An 11,173-nucleotide genomic window follows, 5' to 3' on the forward strand; every position below is an offset into this window, starting at 1 on the left:
GAAACTGAGACCATGACTCAGCCCACCACACTCGCTCATCTGCAGGTCGACTCCCCGCTCGGCCGCCTGCTGCTCATCGCCACCGATCACGGGCTCGTGCGCCTGGCCTTCTCAACCGAGGGCTTCGCGCAGGTGCTCGACACCGTCACCGAATCACTCCAACCCGATGTTGTGCAACCGCTGCCGAACACCGCGACCACAGCGGGGCGCCTGATCGAACAGGCTGCCTCTGAGCTCGACGACTATTTCGCCGGGGCGCTCACCGCGTTCACCGTACCCGTCGACTTCGCGCTGTCTCGCGGGTTCCACCGCGAGGTGCGCGAGCATCTCGCGAGCATCCCCTATGCCAGCACAGTGAGCTACTCGACAATCGCCGAGCACCTCGGCCGCCCACAGGCCGTGCGCGCGGTGGGCACTGGCTGCTCGGGCAATCCGGTGCCCATCGTGGTGCCCTGCCATCGAGTGCTGCGCGCCGATGGCAGCCTCGGCGGCTATCGCGCTGGGGCCGCAGCCAAGGCCATCCTGCTCGATCTTGAGCGCCGCAGCGCTGCGCAGGCCGCCTGACTGCACTTGCCGCAGCTGTGAATGGGCTGTCGTCGCGCAGTATCCTAAAAGAGATGAAGGCCTACACTGCAGCCCAGATCCGCACCGCCGAGCAGCCGCTGATCGCCGCCGGCGTTCCGCTCATGCGCCGTGCCGCAGCCGCCCTCGCCGACGAGATCCGCGGTGTGATCGAAGACCGTGGCACCGCGCTGAGCGACGCACACGTGCTCATGCTGATCGGCCCCGGCGACAACGGCGGCGACGCGCTCTTCGCTGGGCAAGACCTCGCCGACTCCGAGGTGCATGTGCACCTGCTGCCGGTGGCTGACCACGTGCATGAGGCGGGTCTGCAAGCCGCACTCGATGCCGGGGCCACGCTGGCCGCACCCGTTGGCGCCGACACCACCGCGCTACGACAGGCGGCCACTCGACAGACCCACAAAGCCGATGTCATCGTCGATGGCATCTTGGGCACTGGCACCAGGCATGGTGCGCAGGCGGCACTGCGCGGCGGAGCTGCCACCGTCATTGACGCGGTGCTGCGCGCTCGTGGCGACGCACCCGCGAGCACCAGCAGCAGTGACACTCCTAGCACGGGCACACAGCCCCTGCAGGTGCGTGCCCTCGCCGACCCGCTCACTGGCGAAGTGCCGACCACTGCCGGGCGAGCTGAGCTGCGCGCTGCGGTGATCGCCGTCGACCTGCCCAGCGGCATCGACCCCGACTCTGGCGAGGCGCCCTCTGATGTGGTGCTGCCCGCTGATCTCACGGTGACGTTCGGTGCTGCCAAAACCGGACTGCTCCAAGGTGCTGGCCGCCGGCTCGCTGGCGAGTTGAGCGTGATCGACATCGGCCTCGGCCCCCAACTGGCCGACATCGAGCCGGCTCTTGAGGTCGCCGGGCAAGAGTAGTGCTTGGGGCTTGACCCATCACACCCACACAGGTGTCACCAAATGCGACTCACACACCACCAAACCACGTTTCGCGACACCTTGTGCCCACCCCACCAAGAGCATCAACACACCCAACCCACACAGGTGTCACCAAATGCGACTCAGGCACCACCAAAACCACGTTTCACGACACCTGTGCTCGCTTCACCACGCACGAACAACTCCGCTGAGGTCGCCGGGCAAGAGCAATCGAGGCCGCTCAGAAGCTGAACTCGCGAAACCCGTCAGTGGCCTCGACAAGTGAGCGCGCCGTGCCCACCTCGTTCGAGGCATGCCCGGCGTCGGGGGTGATCAGCAGCTGCGAATCGGGCCACGCCTGATGCAGCTCCCAGGCACTGCGCGCCGGGCAGACCACGTCATACCTTCCCTGCACGATCACCCCAGGGATGCCCGCGAGCTTTCCAGCATCCTCAATCAGCTGGTTTTCGCGCATGAACCCACCATTGACGAAGAAGTGATTCTCGATGCGCGCGAAGGTCAGCGCGAAGCGGCGATGCTCAGCCAGCTCGGCAGAGCTGAGCGGCGCGTCATCTGGCACAAGCAGGTGGCTGGTATGCGACTCCCATTCCGTCCACGCGAGGGCCGCATCCTGCGCAAGTGGCGCATCCTGCCCATTGAGCAGTCGGTGGAAGGTCGCGATATGGTCACCGTCGCGCTCGGCCACGGGCAGCACCGACTCGTAGCGGTCGAACAGATCAGGAAAGATGTTCTGCGCTCCACCACGGTTGTAGTACCAATCGAGCTCCCACCGACGCAGCAGAAAAATACCGCGCAGCACTAGGCCGACCACCCGATCGGGATGCGCCTCGGCATAGGCCAGCGACAGCGTCGAGCCCCATGATCCGCCGAACACCAGCCACCGCACGACATCGAGGTGTTCACGGATGCGCTCGAGATCGGCGACCAGACGCGGAGTGTCGATGAGCGACAGATCGGCTCCATCGGCGGCCGATGGCGTGCTCTGCCCGCAGCCGCGCTGATCGAACAGGATGATGCGGTACACCTCGGGGTCGAAGTAGCGGCGCTGCCACGGGCTCGTGCCGCCGCCCGGCCCGCCGTGTACGAAGACCACTGGCCGCCCCTGCGGATTGCCCGACTGCTCGATGTAGAGCTGCTGCCCTTCCCCCACTTCGAGAAGCTCGATGCGGTAGGGCTCGATCGCCGGGTACAGAATCTCGTCCAGCTGCTGTGCGCGTGTGCTCATGCGTCCACGATAGTGCGCGCTCCGCCGCCTCTTGACAGCAGCGCACTCTGACCATAGGTTAGTTACTCAGGTAATGAACCAACGAGGAGGTGCCGATGTTCACCCCAGACCGGCCCATCTTCGTGCAGCTGGCCGAGCGTTTGGCAGAAGATATCGCCTCGGGCGGCTACCCAGAAGAGACCGCGGTGCCCTCAACCAATGAGCTCGCGGCGTTTCACCGCATCAACCCCGCAACCGCCGGCAAAGCACTGAACCTGCTGGTCGAACGCGGGTTGCTCTATAAACGACGTGGCATCGGCATGTTTGTCTCGGCCGGCGCCGTCGCGGCGTTGCGTCAGGATGCCCGGGCCCATTTCGACGACCAACACGTACAGCCACTGCTGCGCGAGGCTCGTCAACTCGGCATGAGTCTGGCCGATGTGCATCAGGCCATCGACCAAGCCTGGCCCGCCCCAACCACCGAAAAGGAGAGGCTATGACCATCCCCGTCATCACCGCTGAGAAGGTCACCCGACGCTTCGGCGACACCACTGCACTCGACCACGTGTCGTTCACCCTCGAACGGCCCGAGATCATCGGGCTGCTCGGCCGCAATGGCGCAGGCAAAACCACGCTGATGTCGCTGATCACTGGACAAGACCGCCCCACCGCGGGCAGCGTGCTCGTGCATGGCGAGAACCCGTTCGAATCTGCGCACACCCAAGATGAGCTGAGTTTCATCCGAGACAATCAGCGCTACCCCGACGACTATCGCCTGCGACATGTGCTGCGCATCGCGCCGTGGTTTCACGCGAATTGGAGCGCCGACCTGGCTGAGCACCTGCTCGAGGTGTTCCGGCTGCCCGAAAAGACCAAGGTCAAATCATTCAGCCGTGGTCAGCTCTCGGCTTTGGGCGTCGTGGTCGGCCTCGCCTCGCGCGCACCGCTCACATTTCTCGACGAACCCTACTTGGGGCTCGATGCAACAGCGCGGCAACTCTTCTACGACACCCTGATCACCGACCACGCCGAGCACCCTCGCACGGTGATCGCATCAACACACCTGATCGACGAGATGGCGCCACTGTTCAGCCGAGTGCTCGTGCTCGACCGCGGAAAACTCGTCATCGATCGAGATGCAGACGATCTGCACGGGTACGCGCACACCGTCAGCGGCATCGCCGCGCGAGTCGCGCCGTTTGTCGCCGGTGCCGACGTGCTCACCACGCATCGCGTCGGCGCTCTGACGAGCATCACCGTGCGGGGGCCGATCGACCCGGCCACCGCATCCCGCGCCGCACACGAAGGCGTCGACATTCAGGCCGCCACACTGCAGCAGGTCGTGAACGCGATCGGCTCGGCACAGCAGCCGTCCGAGACCCTCAAGGAGGCATCATGACCACCCTCACCACGCCCCGTCAGGCGACTCCGCTCAGTCGCGTCGCGAGAGTCACCCGGCTGCAGTTGAACGTGCCGGCTAACAGCGTCGTCACCCCCGCGGCCATCCTGGGGCTGATGTTCGTCATTTCAGCAGTCATCGCGCTGACCATCCAGCGAGCCACCGGAGCTGGAGCTGACAACGCGGAGTACATCGCCGGCATCCGCAGCAACTCTGGCGCAGTCTGGTCGCTGCCGGGGTTTCTCGTGTACTTCGGCGTGCAGTCAGTGGCGACGCAGTTTCCGTTTGCCCTGGCGCTTGGCACCACACGCCGTTCATTTACGTTGGGCACGCTGATCTCGCATGTGGCCGTCGCCGCCTACGTGGCCGTGCTTGGAGCGGTGGGTCTTGGGCTGGAGCTGCTCACCGGTCACTGGTTCGCCGGCATCTACGTCTTCGACACCTATGCGCTCGGCTCTGGCAACGTCGGCCAGCTGCTGCTGACGTTGTTTCTCGGCGCACTCGCATCGATGTCGATCGGTGGGGCATTCGGCGCGGTCTGGGTGCGCTTCGGCGCACGTGGCCCGCTGGTCGTTGCCGTGGTGCTGGCAGTCATCGCCGCTGGCGGACTGCTGCTCTCGGTGCCGGCATGGCCGTGGATCGGCGAGCATTTCGCAATGTGGTGGCTGGTGACTCTGGCACTGATCGCCATCGCAGTCTCAGTCACTGGCGAGCTGCTGGCCCTTCGTCGCACGACGGTGCGCTGACCAACTGCAACAGCCTGCGGTGCACGGTGGTGTCGCCGGTGAGTTCGGGGTGAAAAGCGATGCCGATCACGTTACCCTGCTCAACGGCGACCACCTGCCCGCGGTGCCGAGCCGCCTCGCGCACGCCCTCGCCCACGCGCACGATGCGTGGAGCACGAATGAATGCGGCACGCACCGGCCCCCACACCGTGTCGACGTCAGCCACCTCAGAGTGCACCTGCGACCCAAAAGCGTTGCGGTCGACCGTGACGTCAAGCACCCCTAGACTGGTCTGTCCTGGTGCCGGATTCTCGATCTCGCGGGCGAGCAGAATCAGCCCGGCACAGGTGCCGAGCGTCGGCAGCCCCTGAGCAATGACCTCGCGCAGCGGATTGGTGAGCTCGAAGATACGAGCCAACCGGTCAAGCACGGAGGATTCACCACCCGGCAGCACCAGACCATCCACCCGCACACCGTCGGGGCCGACCAGATCGGCGGGCCGACGAATCGGCACCGGCAGGGCCTGCAGCGCCGCGAGCGCGTCGATATGCTCGCGCACGCCCCCTTGCAGGGCGAGTACGCCGATGCGGGGCACGCCTGGCTGAGCGGTCACCATCCGCGCTCGGCCAGACGATGAGGGGCAGGCAGGTCGGACACATTGATGCCGACCATGGCCTCGCCCAGACCGCGCGACACCTCGGCGATGACCGCCGGGTCGTCGTATTGCGCGGTGGCCTTGACGATTGCCGCTGCGCGCTTGGCTGGCTCGCCCGATTTGAAGATGCCCGAGCCGACGAACACTCCGTCTGAGCCGAGCTGCATCATCAGCGCCGCATCGGCCGGTGTGGCCACACCGCCCGCGGTGAACAGCACCACCGGCAGCTCACCGTGTTCGGCGACATAGCGCACCAGCGGCAGCGGGGCCGCGAGCTCTTTGGCTGCAACGTAGATCTCGTCGGGATTCGACGCCGCGATCGCCTGCAGCCGGGCGATCTCTGAGCGAATGGTGCGGATGTGCTTGGTGGCCTCCGAGACATCACCGGTGCCGGCCTCACCCTTCGAGCGGATCATCGCCGCGCCCTCGCCGATGCGCCGCAGGGCCTCGCCCAGGTTGGTCGCGCCACACACGAACGGCACGGTGAACTGATGCTTGTCGATGTGGTTGACATAGTCGGCCGGGCTCAGCACCTCCGACTCGTCGATGTAGTCGACGCCGAGCTGCTGCAGCACCTGCGCCTCGACGAAATGACCGATGCGGGCCTTGGCCATCACCGGAATCGACACCGCACCGATGATCGCGTCGATCAGGTCGGGGTCGCTCATGCGCGCCACACCGCCTTGGGCGCGAATATCGGCGGGAACGCGCTCGAGAGCCATCACCGCGACGGCGCCGGCATCCTCGGCAATGCGCGCCTGCTCGGGCGTGACAACATCCATGATCACGCCGCCTTTGAGCATGTCAGCGAGCCCCGTTTTGACGAGGGGGCCGCCGATTTCGTTGGTTTCGGACGAAGTCTGCGATGTGCTGTTGAAAGTCATGATTCTCATGCTCGCCCGGCAAGTGGTTGGTTGCAATATCCACAATCTTGCATTTTCAGCAGACCACTTTCGGCAGGATGCGCGAGAATCGGTTCATGCGCAGCACTCTGCCCACAGCCCTCCCGGTCTCGCTCGACCGGGCCAGCGCCACCCCATTGGGTGCGCAGCTCGCCGCGTCGCTGCGCGCACTCATCGAGAACGGCACGCTCGCTGCGGCCGATGCGCTCCCCTCGACGAGGGCTTGGGCGGCCGCGCTCGGCGTCTCCCGCACGACCGTGGTGACCGCCTACGACCAGCTGATCGCCGAGGGGTATCTCACGGCCCGTCGCGGTTCGTCGACCGTGGTCAATGCAGATCTGGCGCGCGTGCATCCGCCGACGGCGAGCAGTGGGCGCCCGACCCGCAGACCACTCACGCACGCCGCGCAACCAGGCCCAGACCGCGCATCCACCATCGATTTCACCCCTGATCGGCCCTCAACCGACGCGCTGATCACCCCCGACTGGCGCCGCGCGTGGCGCCATGCCGCCGAGGTGGTGCCCACCCCGCTGCCCCCGGCCGGTCTGCTCGCGCTGCGGGCAGGCGTCAGCGACCATCTGCGCCGCATGCGCGGACTGCAGCGCCCCGCTGACGATCTGGTGGTGACCGCCGGTGCCCGCGAAGGGCTCGCACTGCTGCTGCGCGCACTCGGCGACCCCACGCAGGCGAGCGTGGGTGTCGAGTCGCCGGGATACCCCTCGCTGCGGCGCGTGGTGACAGCCCTGGGCGGTGCGCTCGTCGAACTGCCGGTTGATGATTCGGGGCTGCTGACCGACGAATTGCCCGAGCCCCCGCTTGCCATGCCCGACGCGGTCATCGTGACGCCGAGCCATCAGTATCCGCTCGGCGGGTCGCTGCCGGTCGACCGACGCCTCTCGCTGCTGCACTGGGCTCGTCGACACCGGGTGCTCGTGATCGAAGACGACTACGACTCAGAGTTGCGACACGTTGGCCAGCCGTTGCCGGCACTGGCTGCGCTCGACGACCCAGGCGATCCGGTGGTTGCCACGTTGGGCACCTATTCGAAGACTGTTGCGCCAGAGGTCGCCGTGGGGTTTGTGATCGTCCCCGCACCGTTGCTGCCGCGTGTGCTCGAGGTGCGCCGTGATCTGGGCTCACCGGTGTCACACGTGGTGCAGCAGGCCTTCGCCGAATACCTCGCGTCGGGTGCCCTCGGTCGTCACACCGCGCGCATGCGGCGACGCTACCGCCAGCGAAGAGATCGTGTGCTCACCGAGCTGGAGTCGGCGCCGGTTCGCGTCGCACCGATGGATGGCGGGCTCTATGCCGCCCTCAACGTCGCTAATGAGCCCGCACTGCTCGCCGCCTGTGCACAACAGCATCTGCGGGTGACGCCGCTGTCATCGTACTGGAGCACCTCGACGGTGAGCTCGCCGCCGATTGGGCAGGGCATTGTGATCGGATATGGTCATCAGAGCGACCCAGAACTCGACGAGGGGCTGCGCCGTCTGCGGCGTGCCCTTGATCTCTCGCAAGGAGGCGACTGATGACGACACATTCTTGGCCTGCACTGGCTGTACCGATCGTGGCGGCGCCGATGGCCGGCGGCCCCTCAACGCCTCAGCTTGTGCATGCCGCGGCCGGCGCCGGAGGCCTCGGATTTCTGGCTGCGGGCTACAAGACCGTCACACAACTCGAGGCGCAGATTGCCGAGACCCGCACGCTCGGTACTGAGCGCTTCGGCGTCAACCTGTTTGTGCCAGAGCCGCACACACCACCAATGGATGCAGTGCTCACCTACCGCGGTCATCTCGCGCCGATATATACCCGGCTCGGCATATCTACCCCGACGCCTCATGACGATGACGACGCCTTTGCCGCCAAGGTGCAGCTGGTGCTCGAGCACCGAGTGCCAGTGGTGTCGTTCACCTTCGGGCTTCCGCAGCAGGAGATCGTCGAGCAGCTGCATCGAAATGGCACCGCAGTGGCGGTCACCGTGACCACACCCGACGAGGCTCGGGCTGCTCTGGCACTCGGCATTGATGCACTCGTGGTGCAGGGCCCTGAGGCCGGCGGGCATCGCGCCACATTTCATGTCGCCGACCAGCCCACGAACACGCCACTGACCGAGCTGTTGGGCACGGTGCTCGCGCTGCCCGAGCTGGAGCGCGACGGTGCGGTGATCGCGGCCGGGGGCATCCATTCGGCTCACCAAGTGCGCGAGCTGCTGAGGCTCGGAGCCGCTGCTGTGCAAGTGGGCACCGCGTTGCTGCGCGCACCGGAGGCCGGTACCAAGCCGGTGCATGCCGATGCCCTGGTTTCGCAGCAGTATGCGCAGACGGTGGTGACCCGAGCGTTCTCGGGGCGGCCGGCGCGCGGGCTGCGCAACGCCTTCATCGACGAGTTCGATGCGGCTGCGCCAGCGGCGTACCCGGAGGTGAACCAGCTGACTGCCCCCATTCGGGCCGCGGCGCTCGACGATGCCTCAGTGCAGGCGATGTGGGCGGGCACGGGTCATGCGTGGACACAGGCGCGCCCGGCAGCTGAGATTATCGCCGAGCTCGCTGGCCCACGCTGAACGCGAACCCGCTCGGAGTGCGACGAGCCTGGCCCTGACCCAAACGATCAGCCTCAGCGTTGGCGCCCGCGCACGAGCTGCGGCGGCCAGAGTTCAGCCGCGTGACCGCCCAGCAGCGCGTCTGCCGCATGCAGCACCCAGTTGGGGTCGTCAAGAGCGGCCCTGCCCACCAACACCACGTCGGCGCGCTCATCGACCAGAATCTGCTCGGCCTGCTCTGGGCGAGTGATCAGTCCGACCGCGCTCACCGGCAACCCTGCGGTGCGCACTGCAGCGGCGGCAGACACCTGGTAGCCGGGGCCGAGCGGGATGTCGGCGAGCACGTTGCCGCCCGTCGATACGTCAATCAGATCGACGCTCGCGGCTTTCAGCAGCTTCGCAAGTTCGATCGACTCGGCGACCGTGAGACCGCCTTCGGCCCAATCTGTGGCGCTGATGCGCACTGTGACCGGCACATCGTCGCCGACGCGAGCCCGCACTGCAGTGACCACTTCGAGGAGCAGTCGGGCACGCCCGGCCAAGTCGCCACCGTACGCGTCGGTGCGATGGTTGCTCAGCGGAGAGAGAAACTCGTGCAGCAGATAGCCATGGGCGGCGTGAATCTGGATGAGGTCGAACCCGACACCGACGGCTCGCTCCGCAGCCGCGGCGAAGGCCGCTGGCAATTGGGCGATCTCATCGAGTTCGAGCGCACGCGGCTGCGCCAATGAGTCGAATGCCACGGCGGATGGCGCGACCGTCTGCCAGGCGCCTTCTTCTGCTGTGAGGCTGGCGCTGCCGTGCCACGGCTGACGCACCGAAGCTTTGCGCCCAGCATGGGCGAGTTGAATGCCGATCGCAGCACCCTGCGCACGCACGGCTTCGACCACGGCGCGCCAGGCCTCGGCTTGTTCGTCATTCCAGATGCCGGCATCTTGGGCTGAGATGCGCCCCACGGGAACCACCGCGGTGGCCTCGGTGTGCAGCAGCCCGAACCCACCGATGGCGCGCGCAGTCAGATGTGCCAGATGCCACGAAGTGACCACGCCGTCGCGTGCCTCGACAGAGTACTGACACATCGCCGGCAGCCACACGCGGTTGCGCACTGTCAGACCGCGCAGCGTGAATGGCTCGAACAGGCGAATGCGTCGGCTCATTCGGCGGCACCGCCGACGCCGCCGATGACGACATTCCACAGCTGCACATGACGCTCCGTGACCAGACCCGCGATGTAGATGGGATCAGCGTCGCTGAGTGCTGCCGCACCCTCAGCATCGTCAGCGTTCACCACGATGAGCGCATCTGCCGGCCCCTCGCCTTCGAGCGGCCCAGACGCGATCAGGATGCCCTGCTCGTTCAAGCTGCGCAGGTGCGCACGATGCTCGGGCTTGGCCGCAGTCACGGCCTCGACGTCGTCGGAATAGGTGTAGGTGATCGCGTACAGGGCCATATGAGTGCTCCTCTTCAGGGGATGCGGACGCGCCCATTCTATGACCGACCGCCGACACTGTGGCGGGAGTACGACATCCTGCGACGCTGTCAGCATACTCAGGCGATTCACATGATTCTCTCAGCCACAGACCGCCCATCGCGCAGCAGCACCAGTAAGATAGGTGGCACCAGATTGAGAAACAGACCGACCTGAGGAGGCCTTGTGGCTCTGGACAACCCCGTTCTCTCGAACAACGCATACTTCAATGGCAAGGCGCCCGCCGTCGGCGAAACTGCCACTGCCCAGCAGCTGCGCGACCTCTACGACCGTCCGGCCGCCGCCGAGCCGGTGCAGGCGCAACCCGCTGCTGCAGGCCAGCAGACGCGCCCTCTGGCAGACTCAGCCGACCGCCTCACCTACGACGGCGTGATCGTCAAGTCGTTCACCCTGTTCGGGGTGCTCATCGCCGGTGCGGTCATCGGCTGGATGATTCCCGCACTTCTTGTGCCCGGCATGATCGTCGGCCTGGTGCTCGGTCTCGTCAACTCGTTCAAGAAGCAGCCCTCTGTGCCGCTGATTCTGCTCTACGGCGCAGCCGAGGGCGTGTTCATCGGTGCCATTTCGGGCGTATTCGAGAGCATCTACCCCGGTGTTGTCGTGCAGGCAGTCATCGCCACCTTCTCGGTGTTCGGCGTGACGCTCGCGCTGTTCGCCAGCGGCAAGGTGCGCGCCTCGGCTCGCGGCGCCAAGATCCTCATGATCGCCATGGTCGGCTACATGGTGTTCAGCCTGATCAACGTCGGCATGATGCTCTTCGGCGGCACCACCTCGGCATTCGGCCT

The 11,173-nt window shown here is 66.2% G+C and carries 13 protein-coding genes; 8 read left to right on the forward strand and 5 right to left on the reverse strand.

All coding sequences use genetic code 11. The annotated features are described in order from the left end of the window. The first annotated feature begins 12 nt into the window (after positions 1-12). Positions 13-564, forward strand: a complete 552-nt coding sequence (locus G557_RS11815; RefSeq protein ID WP_036961162.1) for a methylated-DNA--[protein]-cysteine S-methyltransferase — start codon at positions 13-15, stop codon at positions 562-564. Between the two features lie 53 nt (positions 565-617). Continuing rightward, positions 618-1,454: an NAD(P)H-hydrate epimerase gene (locus G557_RS11820; protein WP_051224619.1), complete on the forward strand. Its 837-nt coding sequence runs from the start codon at positions 618-620 to the stop codon at positions 1,452-1,454. 241 nt (positions 1,455-1,695) lie between these two features. Here the strand turns inward: G557_RS11820 and pip are convergent, their stop codons facing one another. Further along, positions 1,696-2,700 carry a prolyl aminopeptidase gene (pip, locus tag G557_RS0105005; RefSeq protein WP_051224622.1) on the reverse strand — a complete coding sequence of 335 codons (1,005 nt, stop codon included), beginning with the start codon at positions 2,698-2,700 and terminating at the stop codon, positions 1,696-1,698. A 95-nt stretch (positions 2,701-2,795) separates the two neighbouring features. Here pip and G557_RS0105010 point away from each other — a divergent pair, with 95 nt between their 5' ends. The 3 genes from G557_RS0105010 to G557_RS0105020 are packed head-to-tail and all read left to right on the forward strand — an operon-like array spanning position 2,796 to position 4,824. Then, positions 2,796-3,179: a GntR family transcriptional regulator gene (locus tag G557_RS0105010; protein WP_028245189.1), complete on the forward strand. Its 384-nt coding sequence runs from the start codon at positions 2,796-2,798 to the stop codon at positions 3,177-3,179. Beyond that, a complete protein-coding gene (locus G557_RS0105015) occupies positions 3,176-4,078 on the forward strand; it encodes an ABC transporter ATP-binding protein (RefSeq protein WP_028245190.1) in 903 nt (300 codons plus the stop codon). Before G557_RS0105010 ends, G557_RS0105015 begins: the two co-directional genes overlap by 4 nt. After that, entirely contained in the window at positions 4,075-4,824 is a 750-nt protein-coding gene (locus tag G557_RS0105020; RefSeq protein ID WP_051224625.1) for a hypothetical protein, read from the forward strand. The genes G557_RS0105015 and G557_RS0105020 overlap by 4 nt, the downstream gene beginning before the upstream one ends. Here G557_RS0105020 and pdxT read toward each other — a convergent pair. Beyond that, positions 4,781-5,419, reverse strand: a complete 639-nt coding sequence (pdxT, locus tag G557_RS11825; protein WP_051224627.1) for a pyridoxal 5'-phosphate synthase glutaminase subunit PdxT — start codon at positions 5,417-5,419, stop codon at positions 4,781-4,783. The two genes, G557_RS0105020 and pdxT, sit on opposite strands and share 44 nt — an antisense overlap. Continuing rightward, positions 5,413-6,342, reverse strand: coding sequence for a pyridoxal 5'-phosphate synthase lyase subunit PdxS (pdxS, locus tag G557_RS0105030; RefSeq protein WP_028245192.1), 930 nt, complete (start codon positions 6,340-6,342; stop codon positions 5,413-5,415). The genes pdxT and pdxS overlap by 7 nt, the downstream gene beginning before the upstream one ends. Positions 6,343-6,437: 95 nt before the next feature. On the opposite strand from pdxS, the gene pdxR reads away from it, so the two are divergent. Both pdxR and G557_RS0105040 read left to right on the forward strand, forming a co-directional pair. Beyond that, complete coding sequence (gene pdxR / locus G557_RS0105035; RefSeq protein ID WP_028245193.1) at positions 6,438-7,889, forward strand: MocR-like pyridoxine biosynthesis transcription factor PdxR; 1,452 nt, start codon at positions 6,438-6,440, stop codon at positions 7,887-7,889. Then, positions 7,889-8,920, forward strand: a complete 1,032-nt coding sequence (locus G557_RS0105040; protein ID WP_028245194.1) for a nitronate monooxygenase — start codon at positions 7,889-7,891, stop codon at positions 8,918-8,920. Before pdxR ends, G557_RS0105040 begins: the two co-directional genes overlap by 1 nt. A 53-nt stretch (positions 8,921-8,973) precedes the next feature. On the opposite strand, the gene G557_RS0105045 is transcribed toward G557_RS0105040, so the two are convergent. Both G557_RS0105045 and G557_RS0105050 read right to left on the reverse strand, forming a co-directional pair. Further along, on the reverse strand, positions 8,974-10,056 hold the full coding sequence (locus G557_RS0105045; RefSeq protein WP_028245195.1) for an NADH:flavin oxidoreductase/NADH oxidase: 1,083 nt from the start codon (positions 10,054-10,056) through the stop codon (positions 8,974-8,976). Further along, complete coding sequence (locus tag G557_RS0105050) at positions 10,053-10,349, reverse strand: YciI family protein (protein WP_028245196.1); 297 nt, start codon at positions 10,347-10,349, stop codon at positions 10,053-10,055. The genes G557_RS0105045 and G557_RS0105050 overlap by 4 nt, the downstream gene beginning before the upstream one ends. A gap of 204 nt (positions 10,350-10,553) precedes the next feature. On the opposite strand from G557_RS0105050, the gene G557_RS0105055 reads away from it, so the two are divergent. Next, positions 10,554-11,173: Bax inhibitor-1/YccA family protein (locus G557_RS0105055; RefSeq protein WP_036961166.1), on the forward strand; the 620-nt coding region annotated here is incomplete at its 3' end.

This window comes from Pseudoclavibacter soli DSM 23366 (genome assembly GCF_000423505.1).
In the GTDB taxonomy this organism is placed as follows: domain Bacteria; phylum Actinomycetota; class Actinomycetes; order Actinomycetales; family Microbacteriaceae; genus Pseudoclavibacter_A; species Pseudoclavibacter_A soli.

Excerpts from the sequence above, each read along its gene's own strand:
- G557_RS11815 (WP_036961162.1), top strand. The coding sequence starts at position 13 with ATGACTCAGCCCACCACACTCGCTCATCTGCAGGTCGACTCCCCGCTC.
- G557_RS11820 (WP_051224619.1), top strand. The coding sequence starts at position 618 with ATGAAGGCCTACACTGCAGCCCAGATCCGCACCGCCGAGCAGCCGCTG.
- pip (WP_051224622.1), bottom strand. The coding sequence starts at position 2,700 with ATGAGCACACGCGCACAGCAGCTGGACGAGATTCTGTACCCGGCGATC.
- G557_RS0105010 (WP_028245189.1), top strand. The coding sequence starts at position 2,796 with ATGTTCACCCCAGACCGGCCCATCTTCGTGCAGCTGGCCGAGCGTTTG.
- G557_RS0105015 (WP_028245190.1), top strand. The coding sequence starts at position 3,176 with ATGACCATCCCCGTCATCACCGCTGAGAAGGTCACCCGACGCTTCGGC.
- G557_RS0105020 (WP_051224625.1), top strand. The coding sequence starts at position 4,075 with ATGACCACCCTCACCACGCCCCGTCAGGCGACTCCGCTCAGTCGCGTC.
- pdxT (WP_051224627.1), bottom strand. The coding sequence starts at position 5,419 with ATGGTGACCGCTCAGCCAGGCGTGCCCCGCATCGGCGTACTCGCCCTG.
- pdxS (WP_028245192.1), bottom strand. The coding sequence starts at position 6,342 with ATGACTTTCAACAGCACATCGCAGACTTCGTCCGAAACCAACGAAATC.
- pdxR (WP_028245193.1), top strand. The coding sequence starts at position 6,438 with ATGCGCAGCACTCTGCCCACAGCCCTCCCGGTCTCGCTCGACCGGGCC.
- G557_RS0105040 (WP_028245194.1), top strand. The coding sequence starts at position 7,889 with ATGACGACACATTCTTGGCCTGCACTGGCTGTACCGATCGTGGCGGCG.
- G557_RS0105045 (WP_028245195.1), bottom strand. The coding sequence starts at position 10,056 with ATGAGCCGACGCATTCGCCTGTTCGAGCCATTCACGCTGCGCGGTCTG.
- G557_RS0105050 (WP_028245196.1), bottom strand. The coding sequence starts at position 10,349 with ATGGCCCTGTACGCGATCACCTACACCTATTCCGACGACGTCGAGGCC.